The organism is Massilia sp. DWR3-1-1 (assembly GCF_049898325.1).
Lineage (GTDB): Bacteria > Pseudomonadota > Gammaproteobacteria > Burkholderiales > Burkholderiaceae_D > JAFCUW01.
On the sequence record NZ_JAFCXL010000004.1, the window covers coordinates 241,807 to 261,681 of the forward strand.

At 68.1% G+C, this 19,875-nt stretch carries 19 protein-coding genes; 11 read left to right on the forward strand and 8 right to left on the reverse strand.

Annotation, left to right across the window (positions count from 1 at the left end; all coding sequences use genetic code 11):
• Window positions 1–217 precede the first annotated feature (217 nt).
• From ACP7EY_RS06390 to ACP7EY_RS06410, 5 genes are all read left to right on the forward strand, one after another.
• Window positions 218–1,621: a tetratricopeptide repeat protein gene (locus ACP7EY_RS06390; protein WP_426191628.1), complete on the forward strand. Its 1,404-nt coding sequence runs from the start codon at window positions 218–220 to the stop codon at window positions 1,619–1,621.
• A gap of 136 nt (window positions 1,622–1,757) precedes the next feature.
• Window positions 1,758–2,387, forward strand: coding sequence for a methylamine utilization protein (locus ACP7EY_RS06395; RefSeq protein ID WP_426191630.1), 630 nt, complete (start codon window positions 1,758–1,760; stop codon window positions 2,385–2,387).
• Window positions 2,388–2,389: 2 nt separating this feature from the next.
• Window positions 2,390–4,888: a putative bifunctional diguanylate cyclase/phosphodiesterase gene (locus ACP7EY_RS06400; RefSeq protein ID WP_426191632.1), complete on the forward strand. Its 2,499-nt coding sequence runs from the start codon at window positions 2,390–2,392 to the stop codon at window positions 4,886–4,888.
• Window positions 4,889–5,023: 135 nt separating this feature from the next.
• Window positions 5,024–7,195: a prolyl oligopeptidase family serine peptidase gene (locus tag ACP7EY_RS06405; RefSeq protein ID WP_426191634.1), complete on the forward strand. Its 2,172-nt coding sequence runs from the start codon at window positions 5,024–5,026 to the stop codon at window positions 7,193–7,195.
• A gap of 69 nt (window positions 7,196–7,264) precedes the next feature.
• Window positions 7,265–7,435, forward strand: coding sequence for a hypothetical protein (locus ACP7EY_RS06410; RefSeq protein ID WP_426191636.1), 171 nt, complete (start codon window positions 7,265–7,267; stop codon window positions 7,433–7,435).
• Window positions 7,436–7,608: 173 nt separating this feature from the next.
• Here ACP7EY_RS06410 and ACP7EY_RS06415 read toward each other — a convergent pair whose 3' ends face one another.
• The gene (locus ACP7EY_RS06415; protein WP_426191637.1) at window positions 7,609–8,208 is read right to left on the reverse strand and encodes a helix-turn-helix domain-containing protein; all 600 of its coding nucleotides are present in this window, start codon (window positions 8,206–8,208) and stop codon (window positions 7,609–7,611) included.
• Window positions 8,209–8,449: 241 nt separating this feature from the next.
• On the opposite strand from ACP7EY_RS06415, the gene kbl reads away from it, so the two are divergent.
• The 6 genes from kbl (at window position 8,450) to moaD (ending at window position 15,192) form a co-directional block, all read left to right on the forward strand.
• Window positions 8,450–9,673, forward strand: a complete 1,224-nt coding sequence (gene kbl, locus ACP7EY_RS06420; RefSeq protein ID WP_426191639.1) for a glycine C-acetyltransferase — start codon at window positions 8,450–8,452, stop codon at window positions 9,671–9,673.
• Window positions 9,674–9,697: 24 nt separating this feature from the next.
• A complete protein-coding gene (locus tag ACP7EY_RS06425) occupies window positions 9,698–10,654 on the forward strand; it encodes an NAD-dependent epimerase/dehydratase family protein (RefSeq protein ID WP_426191641.1) in 957 nt (318 codons plus the stop codon).
• Window positions 10,655–10,702: 48 nt separating this feature from the next.
• Window positions 10,703–12,097, forward strand: coding sequence for an L-serine ammonia-lyase (locus ACP7EY_RS06430; RefSeq protein ID WP_426191643.1), 1,395 nt, complete (start codon window positions 10,703–10,705; stop codon window positions 12,095–12,097).
• A 93-nt stretch (window positions 12,098–12,190) separates the two neighbouring features.
• Window positions 12,191–13,657 carry a threonine synthase gene (gene thrC / locus ACP7EY_RS06435; RefSeq protein ID WP_426191645.1) on the forward strand — a complete coding sequence of 489 codons (1,467 nt, stop codon included), beginning with the start codon at window positions 12,191–12,193 and terminating at the stop codon, window positions 13,655–13,657.
• 1 nt (window position 13,658) lies between these two features.
• A complete protein-coding gene (glp, locus tag ACP7EY_RS06440) occupies window positions 13,659–14,927 on the forward strand; it encodes a gephyrin-like molybdotransferase Glp (RefSeq protein ID WP_426191647.1) in 1,269 nt (422 codons plus the stop codon).
• Window positions 14,928–14,934: 7 nt separating this feature from the next.
• Window positions 14,935–15,192: a molybdopterin converting factor subunit 1 gene (gene moaD / locus ACP7EY_RS06445; protein ID WP_426191649.1), complete on the forward strand. Its 258-nt coding sequence runs from the start codon at window positions 14,935–14,937 to the stop codon at window positions 15,190–15,192.
• A gap of 10 nt (window positions 15,193–15,202) precedes the next feature.
• Here the strand turns inward: moaD and ACP7EY_RS06450 are convergent, their stop codons facing one another.
• From ACP7EY_RS06450 to mdcC, 7 genes are read right to left on the reverse strand one after another with little or no spacing between them, the layout of a single operon-like run.
• Window positions 15,203–15,391 (reverse strand): hypothetical protein, encoded by a 189-nt coding sequence (locus ACP7EY_RS06450; protein WP_426191651.1) that lies wholly within the window; start codon window positions 15,389–15,391, stop codon window positions 15,203–15,205.
• Window positions 15,392–15,439: 48 nt separating this feature from the next.
• Window positions 15,440–16,369 carry an ACP S-malonyltransferase gene (locus tag ACP7EY_RS06455; RefSeq protein ID WP_426191653.1) on the reverse strand — a complete coding sequence of 310 codons (930 nt, stop codon included), beginning with the start codon at window positions 16,367–16,369 and terminating at the stop codon, window positions 15,440–15,442.
• Complete coding sequence (gene mdcB, locus ACP7EY_RS06460) at window positions 16,366–17,226, reverse strand: triphosphoribosyl-dephospho-CoA synthase MdcB (RefSeq protein ID WP_426191655.1); 861 nt, start codon at window positions 17,224–17,226, stop codon at window positions 16,366–16,368. Before mdcB ends, ACP7EY_RS06455 begins: the two co-directional genes overlap by 4 nt.
• Window positions 17,227–17,261: 35 nt before the next feature.
• Complete coding sequence (mdcG, locus tag ACP7EY_RS06465) at window positions 17,262–17,915, reverse strand: malonate decarboxylase holo-[acyl-carrier-protein] synthase (protein ID WP_426191657.1); 654 nt, start codon at window positions 17,913–17,915, stop codon at window positions 17,262–17,264.
• Window positions 17,899–18,621, reverse strand: a complete 723-nt coding sequence (locus tag ACP7EY_RS06470) for a biotin-independent malonate decarboxylase subunit gamma (RefSeq protein WP_426191683.1) — start codon at window positions 18,619–18,621, stop codon at window positions 17,899–17,901. The genes mdcG and ACP7EY_RS06470 overlap by 17 nt, the downstream gene beginning before the upstream one ends.
• Before the next feature lie 14 nt (window positions 18,622–18,635).
• On the reverse strand, window positions 18,636–19,556 hold the full coding sequence (locus ACP7EY_RS06475) for a biotin-independent malonate decarboxylase subunit beta (protein WP_426191659.1): 921 nt from the start codon (window positions 19,554–19,556) through the stop codon (window positions 18,636–18,638).
• The gene (mdcC, locus tag ACP7EY_RS06480) at window positions 19,553–19,873 is read right to left on the reverse strand and encodes a malonate decarboxylase acyl carrier protein (RefSeq protein ID WP_426191660.1); all 321 of its coding nucleotides are present in this window, start codon (window positions 19,871–19,873) and stop codon (window positions 19,553–19,555) included. The genes ACP7EY_RS06475 and mdcC overlap by 4 nt, the downstream gene beginning before the upstream one ends.
• Between the last annotated feature and the right edge of the window lie 2 nt (window positions 19,874–19,875).

Consider the following 19,875-nt stretch of genomic DNA (forward strand, 5'->3'; position numbering starts at 1 on the left):
TTTTCGCGTATCGCCCCCCTTGCGTTGCGCACGATTGTGCGTCGTCAAACGCCGCGTATGCATTGTGAATTATATTTTTGTCAATATTGACGTCCTGTCCGCCCGTCGCCGTTCGTGTTCGCTGCGCGGCGGGCGGTCTCGAGTTGGCCCGATCGACGCTTTGCCCATGCTTCGCTAGTGTTTGCGTCATCGTGGCGCGCCGCGCCGGAGGATCCCCATGTACCGCCAAAACGCCAGTCGCGATCGCTACCAGAGCTTCCTGTGGTTCCGCCGCGCCGCCGAGGCCGGCGACGCCTACGCGCAATTCAACCTGGGCCTGCTCTATAAAAAGGGCGACAGCGTCGATCGCGACGACGCCGCGGCATTCTTTTGGCTGCACCAGGCGGCCCTGCAGGGCCTGGCATTTGCCCAGAATCACCTGGGCGCCCTGTATTACAAGGGGCGCGGGGTGGCGCGCGACGAGTGCGCCGCCGCCCGCTGGTTCAGGCGCGCCGCCGCCCAGGGCGACGCTTCGGCCCAGCAAAACCTGGGCCAGCTGTATCGCAAGGGGCGCGGCGTAGAGCAGGACCACGCCGTCGCGCTGGGCTGGTACTACAAGGCGGCCGAGCAGGGCGTCGCCAGTGCCCAGAACCTGCTCGGCGAATGTTATTTGCTGGGCAAGGGCGCGTGCGTCGACTTTCCGCTTGCCATGGCCTGGTTCCGCAAGGCGGCCGTGCTGGGCGACGCCCAGGCGCAGTTGCACCTGGGCCTGATGTACCAGCATGGCCAGGGTGTGCCGGCCAGCCAGGCGCAGGCCCTGTGCTGGTTCCGCCAGGCCGCCGCCCAGGGCGTCGCCGCGGCCCAGCGCGAACTGGGCATCGCCTATGCCGATGGCGATGGCGTGCGAAGCGAGCCCCTGCGCGCGCGCGCCTGGCTGCAACGCGCGGCCGCGCAGGGCGACAGTGGCGCGCAATACCGACTTGCCCTGCTGATCGCCAGTGGCCGCGGCCGGGCGGCGGACGGCGCCGATGGCGGCGCCGCGGACGACGCCGCCGCCATCGAGTGGCTGCGGCGCGCGGGCGAACAGGCCCACGTTGGCGCCCAGATCCGGCTGGGCACCATGTATGCCGACGGCTGCGGCGTTGCCCGCGACGAGGTGGCGGCCCTGTCCTGGTTCACGCGCGCCGCCGCCCACGGTGCGCCGACGGCCCAGTTTCACCTGGGCCTGATGCATGCGCACGGCCGCGGCGTCGCCGTCGATGAAGCCGCCGCCGCCGCCTGGTACCGCCAGGCGGCCCAGCAGGGCAATGCGGACGCCCAGAACAACCTGGGGGCCCTGTACGCGGAAGGGCGCGGCGTGGCGCGCGACGACGCCGCCGCCCTGTGCTGGTACCGCCAGGCGGCCGAGCGCAACCACCCGCTGGGCCAGTTCAACCTGGGCACCATGCTCGAACAGGGGCGCGGCACGGCGCCCGACCGCGTGCAGGCGTATATGTGGATGTTGCTGGCCGCAGCCAACGGCGACGAGCACGCCAGCGCCGCCAAGAGCTGCATCGCTCGCCATTTGAGCCCCGCGCAAATCGGCCGCGCCTTCGACCTGTTCCACCAGTGGCAGCTTGAACGGGGACCGCTGGCCCAATAGAGCGGACGCCGCCCGGGCCGTGGCGTTGTTTTTATTGTGAAACATTAATTCCCGCAGGAATATTTCTGCCGGACGCTATAGTTCGCGCCAGCGATGCCGTAACATGGAGATACCGGACCTGTCCTTTTAGATTACGATGAAACCCTTCGACCGTCGCGCCATCGCCGCTTTCCTCTGCTTTACCGCCACGCTGGCGCAGGCATCGAGCCTGGCCGTGCTGGTGCAGGATGGCGCCGGCAAGGCGCTGGCGGACACCGTGGTGTATGCCGAGCAAGGCGGCCTGGTGGCACAGAAATCGCCGAAAGGCGCCATCATCGAACAGCGCGGCCTGAAATTCCTGCCGCTGGTGAGCGTGGTGCAGGCGGGCGCCACCGTCAGTTTCCCCAACAATGACAAGGTCCGCCACCACATCTATTCCTTTTCGCCCGCCAAGAAATTCGACCAGAAGCTCTATTCCGGCGCCGCCGCCAGCACCCAGGTGTTCGACAAGGCCGGCACGGTGGTGTTGGGTTGCAATATTCACGACCGCATGATTGCCTACGTCAAGGTGGTCGACACGCCATTTTTCGCCCGCACGGACGCCGACGGCGTGGCCCGCATCGAGCTGCCGGCCGGCAAATACACGCTGAGCGCCTGGCACTTCAACCAGGTCGCCGGCGCCGCCGCGGAACAGCAGGTCACGGTCAAGCAGGGCGAAGCGGCCACCGCCGCCAGCTACAAGCTGGCCGTCAAGGCGGTCGCCGAGGGCGAGGGCGCGGGATACTGAGCATGAAAGCACGCGCGAGATGGGGTTTCCGTAGCCTGGAAGGGCGCATCGCCACGCTGTTCCTGGTGCTGATCATCGTGCTGCAGGTGGTCGGCCTGGTGGTCATTCAGCGGGGCATCGACAACAACGGCCGCAACGCCATCGCCACCGAACTGGCCAACGGCGAAAAAGTGCTGCGCAATCTGATCGAGCAGAACACCGCGAAGCGCCGCTTCAGCGCCCAGGTGCTGGCGCGCGACACCGGCTTCGTGCAGGCGGTCGGCAACGACAACAGCGGCGACCAGGAAACCATCCGCTCGGCGCTCGACAACAGCGCCCGCCGCGCGCGCGCCTCGCTGTCCATGCTGGTCGACGGCAACCGCAAGATCAAGGTCAGCAGCGTCGCCGGCACCGATCCGGCGCTCGAACAACTGGTGCTGTCCCTGCTCGACCAGGGCGACGGCGCCAGCGCCACCGCAGTGGTGGGCGGGCGCCCGTTCCAGATCATCGTCACCCCCGTCAAGGCGCCCATCACCATCGCCTGGGTGGTGATGGGCTTTGCCATCGATGGCCAGCTCGCGCGCGACATGAAAGCGCTGTCGGCGCTGGAAGTGGCGATCCTGGCGCGCGCCGCCGACGGCGCCTGGTTGCCCGTCGAAGCGACCGTGCCCGCGCCAGAGACGGCTGCCATCGCCCGCCAGCTGGGACCGACACTGGCGCCCGCCTTCGACGTCACCATCAAGGACAGCCGCTACAGCGCGCGCCTGGTCGACATCGGCGCGCCCGGCGCGGGGCACGTCTCCGTCCTGCTGGCGCGCTCGATCGAGGACGCGGTGGCCGAATATGCCCGCCTCGAACGCAGCCTGGTGCTGCTGACGGTGATCGGCATCATCGTCGCGATCGTGGCCAGCGTGTTCACCGCCAAGCGCATCGCCCAGCCCTTGCGCGAGCTGGCCGGCATCGCCCGCCGCCTTGAACTGGGCGACTACCGCGCCCAGACGGGCCTGGACCGCACCGACGAAATCGGCGCGCTGGCCAAGGCCTTCGACAGCATGCGCGACGCCATCGCCCGGCGCGAGCAGGAAATCGGCCGCCTCGCGTACTGGGACACCCTGACCAATTTGCCCAACCGGGCCCAGTTCGTGATGCTGCTGGGAGAAGCGCTGGACCAGGCGCGCAAGCACGACGGCTCGGTGTACGTGCTGATGATGGACCTGGACCGCTTCAAGCACGTCAACGACGTCATGGGCCACACCTTTGGCGACGCCCTGCTGCGCCAGGTGGCCGAACGGCTGCAGCAGCAGGTCGTGCGGGCCCATCTCGATGGCCACGTGGCGCGCCTGGGCGGCGACGAATTCGCCGTGCTGCTGCCGGGCGTCGACCTGCATGGCGTCCTGGCCACCGCCGCCGCCATCCTGCAGGCGCTCGAGCAGCCCCTGTCGCTGGAAGACCAGACCGTCGACATCGGCGCGGGCCTGGGCATTGCCGGCTTCCCCGCGCACGGCGCCGACGCCGAGTCGCTGCTGTCGATGGCCGAAGTGGCGATGTACACGGCCAAGCAGAGAAACGACGGCGCCGTGGTGTACGACGCCCTGATCGACAAGTCGAGTGCCAACAGCCTGTCGCTGCTGACGGAACTGCGCAACGCCATCGAAAACAATGAATTCCGCCTGCACGTGCAGCCGAAGATGAAGCTCGATACGGGCGAAGTGGTGGGCGTCGAGTCGCTGGTGCGCTGGGTCCATCCCGAGCGGGGCAATGTATTTCCCGATGAATTCATCCCCTTCGCCGAGCAGACCGGCTTCATCCGCGTGCTCACGCGCTGGGTGCTCGAGCAGTCGGCCGCCCTGTGCCGCGACCTGGCCGCCCAGGGCATCGACCTGAAGGTGTCGGTGAACCTGTCCACGCGCGACTTGCTCGACCAGGACCTGCCCAACAAGTTCGCCGAGATCCTGCGCCGCCACCAGGTGGCGCCGGCATCGTTTTGCCTCGAAATCACCGAGAGCGCCATCATGGACGACCCGGTGCGCGCCCAGCAGACCCTCGAACGCCTGCACGCGATGGGCGTCGACCTGTCGATCGACGATTTCGGCACCGGCTATTCGTCGCTGGCCTACCTCAAGCGCTTGCCCGTGGACGAGCTGAAAATCGATAAATCGTTTGTCCTGAATATGGAAAACGACATTGGCGACACCAAGATCGTCCGCTCGACCATCGACCTCGGACACAATATGGGCTTGCGGGTGGTGGCCGAGGGGATCGAGAGCGAAGCCGTGTGGCGCCTGCTGGCGGCGCTGGGCTGCGACCAGGGCCAGGGCTACTTCATGAGCCGCGCCATCCCCGGCGACCAGCTGGTCCAGTGGATCCGGCAGTGGGTGCCGCCGGTGCGCTCGGCGCTGCCGTATGCGTCCCATTCGTCCACCGTGTCCACCGTGTCCACCGTGTCCACCGTGTCCACCGCGCCCAACCGGCCCGGCGACAGTGCCGACCTGCTCTCGCTGGGGAACGGCCAGGCCCGATAATCGCCCGCCGGCGCGGCCACTGGCCCGCGACGCCCGATTCTGCCGTTAAAGATTGTTTTTATCGGTCGAATGATGGTTTAGAATCGGATTGGCTCAACAACCGGGCCTTCCGTCTACGCTTCTTCGAGAGTTCATATGCATATCAAGCATGCTTCGCTGGCAGTGACCCTGCTGGCGACCTTCGGCGCCAATGCGCTGGCCCAGACCTGCCCGCCGTCGCCCGGCGCGCTCGCGCCGCTGACCTACCCGGTCAGTAAAAAAGTCGACCAGACCGACTCCTACCATGGCACCGTCGTCGCCGACCCCTACCGCTGGCTTGAGGACGCCAACAGCGCCGACACCAAGCAGTGGGTGGACGCCCAGAACCTGGTCACGCAAGCCTACCTGGGCCAGATTCCCGCGCGCGCGGCCATCAAGCAGCGCCTGACCGCCCTGTGGAACTACGAGCGCTACAGCGTGCCCTACAAGGAAGGCGGCCGCTACTTCTACAGCCGCAACGACGGCCTGCAGAACCAGTCGGTGCTCTACACCATGAACAAGATCAGCGACACGCCGCGCGTGCTGCTCGACCCGAACACCCTGTCCGCCGATGGCACGGTGGCGCTGTCGGGCACCGCCGTGAGCCCGGACGGCAAGCTGCTCGCCTACGGCACCTCGGCTTCCGGCTCGGACTGGAACGAGTGGCGCGTGCGCGACATCGCCAGCGGCGCCGATAACGGCGACGTCATCAAGTGGGTCAAGTTTTCCTCGACCGCCTGGACGCGCGACGGCAAGGGCTTCTTCTACAGCCGCTACGACGAGCCGAACGAGGCCACCAAGCTGGCCGACGCCAACTTCAACCACAAGGTGTATTACCACCTGGTGGGCACGCCGCAGTCTGCCGACACCCTGGTCTACCAGCGCCCCGATCAAAAAGCCTGGCTGCTCAGCGCCCAGGTCACCGACGATGGCCGCTACCTGTTGATCAGCGCCTCGAACGGCAGCGCGCGCACCAACGCCGTCTTCATCAAGGACCTGAACAAACCGGCCGGCGCGGTGACGGCGCTGCTCGATCGCTTCGACGCCGGCTACCACTTCGTCGACAACGATGGCGCGCTGTTCTACTTCACCACCGACAATGGCGCCCCGCGCAAGCGCCTGGTCGCCATCGACCTGGCCCGGCCGCATGAGAAACAGTGGAAAACCCTGGTGCCGGAAAGCGAACAGACGCTGCAATCGGTGTCGATGCTCAACCGCCAGTTCGTCGCCCAGTACCTGGCCGACGCCCACAGCATGGTCAAAGTATTCGGCCGCGACGGCAAGGCGCTGCGCGAAATGGCGCTGCCGGGCCTGGGCTCGGTGTCCGGCTTCGGCGGCAAGAAAGGCGACAAGGAGACCTTCTATTCCTACACGGGCTTCACCACGCCGGCGACGATCTACCGGCTCGACCTGGCATCGGGCGCGTCCAGCGTGCTGCGCCAGCCAAAGGTAGATTTCGATCCCGCCGCCTACGAAACGCGCCAGCAGTTCTTCACCAGCCGCGACGGCACCAAGGTGCCGATGTTCATCGTCTCGAAAAAGGGCCTGAAGCGCGACGGCAGCAATCCCACCTACCTGTACGGCTACGGCGGCTTCAATATTTCGCTCACGCCCGCCTTCTCGGCGGCCAATATCGCGTGGATGGAAATGGGCGGCGTCTACGTGCTGGCCAATCTGCGCGGCGGCGGCGAGTACGGCGAAGCCTGGCATGACGCCGGCACCAAGCTGCAAAAGCAGAATGTGTTCGACGACTTCATCGGCGCGGCCGAATGGCTGATCGCCAACAAGGTCACCTCGCCGGCCAAGCTGGCCGTCGGCGGCGGCAGCAATGGTGGCCTGCTGGTGGGTGCGGCCATCACCCAGCGCCCCGAACTGTTCGGCGCGGCGATTCCCCAGGTGGGCGTGATGGACATGCTGCGCTTTCAAAAGTTTACCATCGGCTGGGCCTGGGTCAGCGACTACGGCTCCTCGGATGACGCCGAACAGTTCAAGGCGCTCTACAAGTACTCGCCCCTGCACAACCTGAAAGCGGGCGCCTGCCTGCCCGCCACCATGGTCACCACGGCCGATCACGACGACCGCGTGGTGCCGGCGCACAGCTTCAAGTTTGCCGCCGCCGCGCAGGCCGCGCAGGCGTCGGGCAATCCGGTGATCATCCGCATCGACACCAAGGCCGGTCATGGCGCCGGCAAACCGACCGACAAGCAGATCGAGGAAGTGGCCGACCGCTGGGGCTTTCTGACGCGCGCCCTGAACATGGACGTGCCGGCCAAGGTGGCGGCGCAGTAAAGAAGCGCGGGCGGGATCGGGGCTGGACTGGCCGATCCCGCTGTGATGGGCTAAAACCGGGAAATCACCATGAAAATCGGGAAGAAAAGTAACACCATCGCCGGGCGCCTGCTCATTGCGTCCGGCCTGATGTTTTTTGTCGCCGCCGCCATCACGCCCCTGCCGGCCTTCGCCGGGGTGGGCTGCGCCATGCTGGTGATCGGCGTCGCCGTCGGCCGCAAGGGGCAGGGCGCCGCCTGACTGGCAGCACTAGCAGCCTGTCGGACTTAGGATCGTCAGCTGCAAAAATACCTGGGACGGGCCATATTTCGCCGCTTTCTCGGTCAATAGCTCGCTATTGACACTGCGAAATCGTCAAAATCTGTCCTCGCCCAGCTATTTTTTCGCTATGACTCCCTAAGCCCGACAGGCTGCTAGCGGTGCACCACCACCAGCAGCGCCTTGGCCTCGGTCTTGCCGGCGTTGCGGATCACGTGGTCCTGGTCGGCCAGGTAGCGGGCGGTGGCGCCGTTCTTGATTTTTTTTCTGACCGATCCCACTTCCAGTTCGACCGCGCCATGCAGCACCGTCAGGTGTTCGCCGGTGCCGGGATCGTGCGCCTGCGAGGCCAGTTCGCCCCCCGGCGCCAGCGTCAGTTCATACCATTCGTACTTGCCGGCCAGGTCCATGGGGCCGAGGATGCGCAGCACGTAACCGGCGTGGTTGCCCGGCAGGGTCGGGGTTTCGTGGGCGTCAAGCACGCGGATCGGCTCGACCTCGCGCGTTTGCGCCGTCAGCAGTTCGCCGATCGCCACCCCCAGCGCATTGGCCAGGCGCCAGGTGATGGCGATGGTGGGATTGGCTTTCTCACGCTCGATTTGCGATAACATCGACTTTGACACCCCGGCTATGCGCGACAGGTCTTCCAGGGTCAGCCCGCGCGCCAGGCGCAGGCGCTGCAAGGTGGCGCCCACTTCCGGCGGCGCATTGGTGGCGGCAAGGGGCGCGGCGGACAGGGAAGGGCTGGGATTCATCGTGGCGGCGGTCTCGGTGGGGGCAAAGCAGCAAACCAGCGAGCGTGACTGAAGGCACTAATGCTTGCCAAGTCCTGCTCGCTTGGGTAATATCCATTATATTGAATTTTAGTTCGACATAACGGATTTCGGCAGATTCAACGAACTTTGCCATAAAACGTACAATACTCGCGACGGTACAGCATACCCCGAGCGCCGGTCAAGCCGGCCGCTCCACCAACCAACTCTACGAGGGATCAGCATGAGCGTGCAATCGAAAGACAGCTTTTTCAGCGGCCTGCAAACGGGACTGGACGCCTTGCGCGAACAGGGCCTGTACAAGCCGGAACGGGTGCTGGCCTCGCGCCAGGGCGCCGAAGTGGTGGGCGCGGATGGCCGCCACCTGATTAATATGTGCGCCAACAACTATCTTGGCCTGGCCGGCGACCTGCAGACCCAGCAAGCGTCGATCGAGGCGACCGAGCAATTCGGCTACGGCCTGTCGTCGGTGCGCTTCATTTGCGGCACCCAGACCGTGCACAAGGAACTCGAGCGCGCCATCGCCGACTTCCTCGGCATGGAAGACACCATCCTGTACGCTGCCGCGTTCGACGCCAACGGCGGCCTGTTCGAGCCCCTGTTCGATGAAAACGACGCGATCGTCTCGGACGCCCTCAACCACGCCTCGATCATCGACGGCATCCGCCTGTGCAAGGCGGCGCGCTACCGCTATGCCAACAACGACATGGCCGACCTCGAAACGCAGCTGCAAAGCGCGCGCGCGGCCGGCAAGCGCCACATCGTCATCGCCACCGACGGCGCCTTTTCGATGGACGGCACGATCGCCCGGCTCGACGAAATCTGCGACCTGGCCGACCGCTACGGCGCGCTGGTGATGATCGACGAATGCCACGCCTCCGGCTTCATGGGCAAGACCGGGCGCGGCACCCACGAGCACCACAACGTGATGGGCCGCATCGACATCATTACCGGCACCCTGGGCAAGGCGCTCGGCGGTGCCATGGGCGGCTTTACCGCCGCGCGCAAGGAAGTGATCGACATGCTGCGCCAGAAGTCGCGTCCCTACCTGTTCTCCAACACGCTGGCGCCAAATATCGCCGGCGCCTCGCTGTCGGTGCTCAAGCGCATCCGCGCCTCGACCGAACTGCGCGACCGCCTGCACGAGAACACCGCCTACTTCCGCCAGCAGATCACGCAGCTGGGCTTCACCATCAAGCCGGGCATCCACCCGGTGGTGCCGGTGATGCTGTTCGAAGCGCCGCTGGCGCAAAAATTTGCCGCCCGCATGTACGAACTGGGCGTGCTGCTGTCGGGCTTTTTCTACCCGGTGGTGCCGATGGGCCAGGCGCGCGTGCGCGTGCAGCTGTCGGCGGCGCACACCCGCGCGCAACTCGACACGGTACTGCAGGCGTTCGAGCAGGCCGGCCGCGAGCTGGGCATCCTGCCGCCAGCGACACCCCAATAATTCCAGAAAACAGGTACAACACGCATGCAACGTATTCTCATCATCGGCGCCAATGGCCAAATCGGCAGTGAACTGGTTGGCGCGCTGGCGCGCCAGCACGGCGCCCAGAACGTCATCGCCTCCGACATCGGCGCCACCAATGTATATGGCGCCGAGCGCTACCTGCGCCTCGACGTGCTCGACAAGGCGGCGCTGGCGCAACTGGTCGCCGACGAAGCCATCACCCAGGTCTACCAGCTGGCGGCGCTGCTGTCGGCCACCGGCGAACAGGCGCCCCTGAAAGCCTGGACGCTGAACATGGACGGCCTGCTCAATATTCTGGAAGTGGCGCGCGAGCGGGGCGAAGCGGGCAAGCCGCTGCGGGTGTTCTGGCCCTCGTCGATCGCCGCCTTCGGCCCGAACACGCCGCCGCAAGCCACCCCGCAGTACACGGTGATGGACCCGACCACGATCTACGGCATCAGCAAGCTGGCCGGCGAGCGCCTGTGCGAGTACTATTACACGAAGTACGGCGTCGACGTCCGCTCGATCCGCTACCCCGGCATCATCAGCTACAAGTCGCCACCGGGCGGCGGCACCACCGATTACGCCATCGCGATCTTCCACGCGGCCCTGAAGAACCAGACCTACGACTGTTTCCTGTCCGAGGAGACCACGCTGCCCATGATCTACATGCCCGACGCCATCCGCGCCACCATCGAACTGATGGACGCCCCGGCCGACAGCGTCAAGGTGCGCTCGTCCTACAACGTCGCCGGGGTGTCGTTCAATCCGCGCGAACTGGCCGAGGAGATCGTCCGCCAGCGCCCCGGCTTTTCCATCACCTACACCCCCGACAGCCGCCAGGCGATTGCCGCGACCTGGCCGCAAAGCCTGGACGACAGTGTCGCCAGCGCCGACTGGGGCTGGCAGGCGGCGGTCGGTACCGCCGCCATGGTCGCTGACATGTTGAAGCATATCGACATCAGCCAGGGCGCCTGAACGGGCCGCCCGGCCATCCATCAGAACCAGCATCAGGGAGACTTTTCAATGGACATGAGCGTATTCGATCTTTTCAAGATCGGCATCGGGCCATCGAGCTCGCACACGGTGGGGCCGATGGTGGCGGCGCGCCGCTTCCTGCTCGAGGCGGGCGACCTGGAACGGGTCGCCGGCGTCGAGGTGGCGCTGTATGGCTCGCTGGCGCTGACCGGCATCGGCCACGCCACCGACAAGGCGGTGATCCTCGGCCTGATGGGGGAAACCCCGCAGGACGTCGATCCGGACCGGGTCGAGGACCTGCTGGCCGAAGTCGAACTCGATGGCCGCCTGGCCCTGCTGGGCACGAAGCAGGTGCCGTTCAGCGCCCGCACGGGCATCCTCTGGCACCGCGATTCGGCGCTGCCGGAGCATCCCAACGGCATGCGCTTTACCCTCACCCTGGTCGACGGCAGCATCATCGAACGGGTGTTCTATTCGGTCGGCGGCGGCTTTATTCACGCCGCCGGTGAAGCGCAGGCGCGCCAGGGGGCGGGCGAACAATGCAGCGTGCCATTCCCCTTCGACACCATGGACGAGCTGCTCGCCCACGGCCGCGCCAGCGGCAAGCGCATCCCGCAGATGCTGCGCGAGAACGAGCGCGTGCGCCACGCGGACGCGGTGCTCGACGCCGGCATCGACAAGATCTGGCAGGTGATGCGCGACTGTATCGCCCATGGCCTGGTCACGGGCGGCCAGCTGCCAGGTGGCCTCAACGTCAAGCGGCGCGCGGCCAACCTGTGGAAGCAGTCGGAAGACGCCAGGCATGGCGACAACCGCGCCAACGACCTGCCGCACGACGCCGTGCACCAGGTCAGCCTGTACGCGATGGCCGTCAACGAGGAGAATGCCGCCGGCGGGCGCGTCGTCACGGCGCCCACCAATGGCGCTGCCGGCATCATTCCGGCCGTGCTGCGCTACTACGCCGAGGACTGCCGTCCCAGCGACCCGGTGCGGGGCGTGCGTGAATTCATGCTCACCTCGGCGGCGATCGGCATGCTGTGCAAGCGCAATGCGTCGATCTCGGGCGCCGAAGTGGGCTGCCAGGGGGAAGTCGGGGTGGCCTGCGCGATGGCCGCGGCCGGGCTGGTGGCGGCGCTGGGCGGCACCAACGAGCAGATCGAGAACGCCGCCGAGATCGGCATCGAGCACCACCTGGGCATGACGTGCGACCCGATCGGCGGGCTGGTGCAGATCCCCTGCATCGAGCGCAATGGCATGGGCGCCATCAAGGCCATCACCGCCGCCTCGCTGGCCCTGAAGGGCGACGGCACCCACTTCGTCAGCCTCGACTCGGTCATCGAGACGATGCGCCAGACGGGCGCCGACATGCACAACAAGTACAAGGAAACCTCGCTGGGCGGGCTGGCCATCCACGTCGTCACCGTCAATCACGCCGCCTGCTAGGCGGCCAGGCGCCGCCCCCGTCCGCGCTTTGCCGGAAAAACGTCCGTCGCCTTATAATAATCGCTCGATTCGCAGACGACGGACTCCACCAGCATGCAATATGTCTCTACCCGCGCCGCTTCCAAGGCCGACACCCAAGACTTTTCCGCCATCCTGCTCGGTGGCCTGGCCCCCGACGGCGGCCTGTACCTGCCATTGACCTACCCGCAGGTCAGCGACGCCGAACTGTCGGCCTGGCGCGCGCTCTCGTACGCCGACCTGGCCTATGAAATCCTGCGCAAGTTCGCCACCGACATTCCCAAGGCCGAGCTCAAGGCGCTCACCAGCAAGACCTACACCGCCGCCGTCTACCGCAACGTGCGCGACGGCGAGCGCGCCGCCGAGATCACCCCCGTGCGGGTGCTCGAGCAGGACGGCGACAAGTCGCTGCTGCTGCAGGCGCTGTCGAACGGCCCCACGCTGGCGTTCAAGGACATGGCGATGCAATTGCTGGGCAACCTGTTCGAGCACGCGCTGGCCAAGGACGGCGCGCACCTGAATATTTTTGGCGCCACCTCGGGCGACACCGGCAGCGCCGCCGAATACGCCATGCGCGGCAAGCAGGGCATCCGCGTGTTCATGCTTTCGCCGCACAAGAAAATGAGCGCCTTCCAGACCGCGCAAATGTTCAGCCTGCAGGACGAGAATATCTACAATATCGCCATCAAGGGCGTGTTCGATGACTGCCAGGACATGGTCAAGGCGGTATCGAACGACCTGCCGTTCAAGCGCACGCAAAAAATCGGCACCGTCAACTCGATCAACTGGGCGCGCGTGGTCGCGCAGGTGGTCTACTACTTCCGCGGCTACCTGGCCGCCACCACCGCTAACAGCCAGAAGGTGTCGTTCACGGTCCCGTCGGGGAACTTCGGCAATATCTGCGCCGGCCACATCGCCCGCATGATGGGCCTGCCGATCGACAAGTTGGTCGCCGCCACCAACGAAAACGACGTGCTCGACGAGTTTTTCCGCACCGGCGTGTACCGCGTGCGCCGCTCGAGCGAAACCTACCACACCAGCAGCCCGTCGATGGACATCTCGAAAGCGTCCAACTTCGAGCGCTTCATCTACGACCTGGTGGGCCAGGACGCGGCCCGCGTGCGCGCGCTGTTTCACCAGGTGGAAACGGCCGGCGGCTTCGATTTGTCCGGCAAGCCGGGCAGCGACGGCGACGAGTGGACGCGCGTCGCCCAATTCGGCTTCCAGTCGGGCCGCTCGACCCACGCCGACCGCGTCGCCACCATCCGCGACGTGCAGGACGACTACGACATCGCCATCGACCCGCACACGGCCGACGGCGTGTTCGTCGCCCGCAAGTTTGCCCAGCCGGGCGTGCCGATGATCGTGCTGGAGACGGCGCTGGCGGCGAAATTCAACGAGACCATCCTCGAAGCGCTGGGCCAGGACGCCGCCCGTCCGGCCGGTTTCGAGGACCTCGAGTCGCTGCCGCAAAAGTTCACCCTGATGACGACCGACGTGGCGCAGATGAAGGCCTACATCGCCGCCCACACGGGGCTCTAGCATGAACACGCCCGCCCCCCGTCCCGCCATGCTCAGCGTGCATGACGCCCTCGCGCTGCTGTTGGCCGCCGTGCGCCCGCTCACGCAAAGTGAAATCGTGGCCACGCTGGCCGCCAACGGCCGCGTGCTGGCGGCGGACCAGGCCTCGACCATCAACGTGCCGTCGGCCGACAACACCCAGATGGACGGCTACGCCGTGCGCGCGGCCGATTGCGCCAGTGGCGCCGCGCGCCTGACGGTGAGCCAGCGCATTCCCGCCGGCCAGGTGGGCGCGCCGCTGGCAGCGGGCTGCGCCGCGCGCATCTTCACCGGCGCCATGATTCCGCCCGGCGCCGACGCGGTGGTGATGCAGGAGCAGTGCGAAGCGCACGACGACGGCAGCGTCACCGTGCGCCACGCGCCGCAGGCAGGCGAATGGATCCGCCGCGCCGGCGAAGACATCGTCGAAGGCGCCACCATCCTGCCGGCCGGCACGCGATTGCGCAGCCAGGAGCTGGGGCTGGCCGCCTCGGTGGGGCTGGCCAGCCTGCCGGTGCTGCGGCCCTTGCGGGTGGCGGTGTTTTTCACGGGCGACGAGCTGACCATGCCGGGCGAAGCGCCGGGCGGGGTGCTCGCGCCCGGCGCCATCTACAACTCCAACCGCTTCACCCTGCGCGCGCTGCTGGAAAACCTGGGCTGCCAGATTGCCGATTTCGGCATCGTGCCCGACACCCTGGCCGCCACCCGCGCCACCTTGCGCGCGGCGGCCGCCGACAATGACCTGATCATCACCTCGGGCGGCGTGTCGGTGGGCGAGGAAGACCACATCAAGCCGGCGGTGGAAGCGGAAGGGCGCCTGGCCATGTGGCAGATCGCCGTCAAGCCCGGCAAACCGCTGGCCTTCGGCGAAGTCGACAAAGCACATGGCGACAAAAAACAGGGCGACAGCGCCTTTTTCATCGGCCTGCCCGGCAACCCCGTCTCGAGCCTGATCACGTTCATGCTGTTCGTGCGCCCGTTTATTCTGCGCCTGCAGGGGCAGGCGGCGCCTGCGCCGGCGCGCGCCTTCACCATGCGCGCCGATTTCGCCTGGCCCAAGGCGGACAGGCGCAATGAATTTCTGCGCGCGCGCATCAACGACGCGGGCGGCCTTGACTTGTTCCCCAACCAGGGCTCGGGCGTGCTCACCTCGACGGTATGGGCCGACGGCCTGATCGACAATCCACCCGGCCAGACCATCGCCGCGGGCGACCTGGTCCGCTTCATCCCCTTCAGCGAACTGCTGCACTAGGCCCCTCATGAACATCAAGCTGCGTTATTTTGCCAGCGTGCGCGAGACGCTCGACATCTCCCACGAAATGGCCACCATCCCCGACGGCGTCGTCACGGTCGGCGCCATCCGCGCCCACCTGGCCAGCCGGGGCGGCATCTGGGCGGATGCCCTGGGCGCCGAAAAAACCCTGCGCACGGCCTACAACCAGGCCATGTGCGGGCCCGAGCAGGTGGTCGAAGCGGGCGCCGAACTGGCATTTTTCCCGCCCGTGACGGGCGGCTGAACCGACCCGCTCAGGGGCGCCGCGAGCGGCTATAACGCATGCCCGTAAAAATCGCCCCCAGCGCCAGCGCATAGGCCGCCGACATCTGCCAGCTCGCTGCCAGGGTGGCGCCGCCGGCCAGGTCAAGCACCACCAGGATGACGAACATCGAAGCGGCCGCCAGCAGGAACTGGGCGATCCAGTAAGTCACACCGTGCATGATTGTCTCCTTAATTTGTGGTAGTCGCTATTTTAAGCCGGCTGGCCTTCACGCGCGCCCGGTCTGGCGCGCGATCCACGCTTCGACGCCGTCGAGACTGCGAAACTCGGCCACCGAGCGGCAGGCGATGTGGGGATGGCGCGCCTGCAGCATGCGCGACAGTGCCGCGCCGGGACCGAGTTCGAGGGCGATCGTCATGCCTGCCTCGGCAGCGGCGTCCATGCAGCCGGCCCAGTCGATGGTGGCGGCCAGCTGGCGCGCCAGCGCGTCCACCGCGCGCGCCTTCTCGTGCGCGCCAAACACGGGCACGGCGTCGACGCCGCACAGCACGGGGCAAAGAAGGGGGGCGAACGCGGTGTGTTCCAGCAGCGCGGCGAACGGCGCCACGGCGCCTGCCAGCAGCGGCGTATGCGCCGCCACCGTCACCGGCAGCGCCTGCAGGCGAGCGCCCACCAGCGTCAGCTGCGATGCCAGCGCGGCCAGCTGCGCCGTCGGGCCACCGACCACGCAGCTGTCGTGGCCATTGATGATGGCAATCGCAAAGCCGTGCCGCGCCGCCAGTGCGCCCGCCTGCGCCAGCGCCAGGCCGCCAATCGCGGCCAGCGTGTGGGCGTGGCCGGCCGCGGCGGCGGCGTCCATCAGCGCCGCGCGCGCGCCGGCCAGGGCGACGGTGGTGGCGCCATCGAAGGCGCCGGCTACGCCATAGGCCGACAATTCGCCCACGCTGTAGCCGGCCACCAGCGCCGGCGCCAGGCGCAGGCGGGCCAGGCGCGGCTGCAAGGACTGCCACATCGCCAGCGTCGCCGCCACCACCGCCGGCTGCGCCACGCGGTTCTCGAACAGGCTGCCGGCGGGCACGGTGAGCGCGCCCAGCAGGGCGGCGCCAGGCTGGCCTTCGCCCTCGGCCAGCACCAGGTCGTTCATGCCTTCGTGCTGGCCGCCCTGGCCCGGGCACAACAGCAACAGGCGCGCGCTCATGGCAGCACGGCGTGCACGAAGCAGGTCGCCGCCAGCAGGTCGGCCGCGCCGCCGGGCGAGAGGCGCCGGCGCACAAAACTGCGATGGGCGGCGACGGCGCTGGCCAGCCAGTCCGGGTGCGCGGTGCCGCCGGCGTCGATGAAGGCGCGCGCCGTGCGGCGCACCAGCGCGGCGCCGCCGGCGCCACCCCGGTACAGCACATTGGTGTCGCTGATGTGGGCCATCAGGGCGAACAGGGCGTCGGTGCGGGCCGCCTGCATGGGCCGGCCCGCGCGCAGGGCGCCGTGCAGGGCGGGCAAGCCCACCTCGAACACCGACGGCAGGCCCAGCGCCGCTTCCTCGCGGGCGCCGGCGGCGGCGTGGCGGTGGGCCACCAGCGCGCCGTGGCTGGCGGGGCCGGTGGTGGTGGCCGCTGAACTGATGACGCTTGCATGCGCCGCCAGCGCGCCGCCCCAGCAGCGCAGCAGCGTCGCGCGCAGGGCGGCGGCATCGACCGCCTGGCCTTGTGCACGCAGGCGGCCGTGGGCGGCGCACAACAGGCCCAGGCAAAAGATGGCGCCGCGGTGGGTGTTGATGCCGCCCGTGGCGAGCAGCATGCGGCGCTCGGCCAGCACGCCCAGCTGGCGCAGTTCGGCAAACGGCGCGTCGGCCGCGCCGGCGCGGCAGATGGCGGCAAAATAGTGACGCAAGGAGAGCAGGCTGCGCATGAAGGTGGCGGCGTTCATGTCGGTGTGGCTGCCATTGTCGACGGGCGAGACCAGCCCCGGCTTCGGGTACAGCAGCAGTTCGGCGTGCAGGCAGGCGAGCGCCAGCCGCGCCGTCTCCCCGTCCATGCGGACGGCCACGGCTGGCGCCATCGAAGCCGCCTTGCGAATTGAGGTCGACGGCGTCGTCATGGCGCCTGCAAGCGCGCCCGCAACTGCGCCTTCGGCAGCAGGCGCACCGCATCGACGGACTTGACGAGCACGCGCTGGTCGGCGCCGCTCGCCCACTCTTTCCACGAGACGGCATCGCCGGCCGGAAACACCAGTTCGCCATCGAGGGGCAGGGCGGCGCTGTGGCGGCCCATCAGGGCCAGGCCCGCGTCGAGCTGGGCCAGCGTGGTCAGCTCCAGCAGCAGGTCAATGTCCGACGCCGGCCCCACATACGATTGCCCTGTCAGTGCCTGCATGGCGCACGAGCCGAACACCTGTAACGGCGGCGCGCCATCGTGCCCGCCGTCGGCGAGCACGGCGGCAAGGGCGCCCTGCCAGTGCGCCGGCGCCGAGGCGACGATGGCCGCCAGCGCCAGCGGCGCCTGCCGGCGCGCCACCGCGGCCACTGGCACGGTGCAGGCGAAGCGGCGCCTGGCGCCGTCCGCGGCCGGTGGGGCGGGCAGGCCCAGGCTGACCGTGTCGGCGCCGCTGCCCGGCTCGCGCCGGCGCACCACCAGCGGCCAGTCGTTCTCCCGCCAGGGTCCGAGCAGCGCGGAGTCTGCGCCGGGCGCCGCCAGCGCCCGGGCCCAGCCGTCGGCCGTCAGATACAGCAGTTCATGGCGCGAGAACATCGTCCCCCGCCACGATGGCGTCGATCACGCGCTGGGCCAGCAGGCGCCCGCCACGGGCCTGGCCCAGCACGGCGCGCAGGTCGCCGGCAGGCGTCGCGGCCAGCGCGTCGACCAGGTGCTGCGCCAGGTCGCCCGTCCAGATCTGCTGCAGGCCGCCCATGCGCACATAGTTTTCCGGGCCGGGCGCGAACACGGGGTTGTCGACGGCCAGTTCGGCCAGGCGCGCTTCGGGTACCTTGGTGATGCGTGCCATTGCCGGCAGGCCCATCACGCGGATGGTGGCGCCGGCCAGCGCGTAGCAGCCGTCCGCCATCAAGCCGCTGGTGATAAAACCGCCCGACAGCGCCTGGTCGTACACCAGGCCGACGATGGCATGGCCGTGCCGGCGCGCCAGGTCCACGCATTTGCCCAGGTGGGCCATGTAACTGTTAATGCCCAACATTTCGTCGCGATGGCGCAGGCGCTGGCCTTGCGTGTCGATCAGCAGCAGGATCGGCCGGCCCGGGTGCGTGCGCACCACCGCCAGGATGGCCCGCGCCTGGGCCAGCGCGATTTCAACGCCGATCGGCGCGTGGCCGGTGGTGCCGACCACGGCGCACGTGGTGAGCGCGTCTGCCAGCCGGCCTTCGCCGCTGAGGAAATGATCGCGCTCGACGATCGTGTGGCCGGCCGGGAACAGGGCGCTGGCAACGCTTTGCCAGTCGATGGCGGTGTTGACGCTCATGGCCGCGCTCCCAGGCGCACGCCTTCGACGGCGGCGACAAATTCGTCCGCCTCCATCAGCGGCAGTGCTTGCGGGCGCGCCACGCCCAGCGCGCGCCAGATGTCGATGGGGTCGCGCGCGCCACCGAAGTGCTCGATGCGTGCGCTCAGGAGCGCCTGCTCCGCCTCCAGGCCGGCCAGCGTCAGCGCGCTGGCCGTGCTGCTTGCCGCCTCGACGGCGGCGCTGGCGGCGGCGCGGAAGGCGGCGATGCTGTCGGCCACCAGGTGCTGGCAATCGCCCAGCAGGTAGCGGTGCTTGCCGCCGGTGGTGCGCCACACGAGCGCGCGGTCGCGGGCGTCGAATTCTTCCACGCCGGCGGCCGTTTCGATCACTTCGGGGCCGGACATGGCCAGCCTGGCTTCCTCCGACATGATGACGCTGTTGGTGCAGCGGGCGACGATGCCCATGCCGCCGAACACGCCGTTGGCGCCGCCCGCCAGGGTCAGCACGAACACCCCGGCGTGACGGGCGTCGAGCACGGCGCGCATGACTTCGGAGACGGCGATCAGGCCGGCGTTGGCTTCGTGCAGGCGCACGCCGCCCGATTCGAGCAGCAATATCACGGCCGGGGCCTGCTCGCGCACGGCGCGGCGCAGCAGTCCGACCAGCTTGGCGCCATGGACTTCACCGACGGCACCGCCCATGAAGCCGCCTTCCTGGGCGGCCACCAGCACGGCCGCGCCATTAAGGCGCGCGCGGCCGACGGCGACGCCGTCGTCGAAGGCCACCGGGGCGTCCAGCTGGCCCAGGTGGGGGCTGGTCACGCGCGCCGACGGCGGCAAGAATTCCGTAAAGCTGCCGCTGTCGAACAGGCGCTCGATGCGCTGGCGGGCGCTCGCCTCGAGGTAGCTGGCGTGTGTGTGCAGTGCGGCCGTCATGGCGCCCCTCCCAGCAGGTTTTCCAGCGCCTGGTCCAGGCGCAGGCTGACCACCGCCGGGGTGGCGCCCATGTCATTGATGGCGATGCGCGCGTCGGCCAGCGACCAGCGCTGCTGGAAATCGTCGACCACGGCCTGCCAGGTGGCGCCGAAGCCGACCGCGGCGGTGGTGATGTCGATGGCGCAGGCGCCGTCCAGCGGCGCCGCCTCGACCAGCACTTCGAGGTTGCCGGAGCCGACCACGCCGACCAGCACGGCGGCGCTGGTGGCGGGCAGCGCACGGTGGCCGTGCTCAAAACGGTAATGCAGGGTTTCCATGG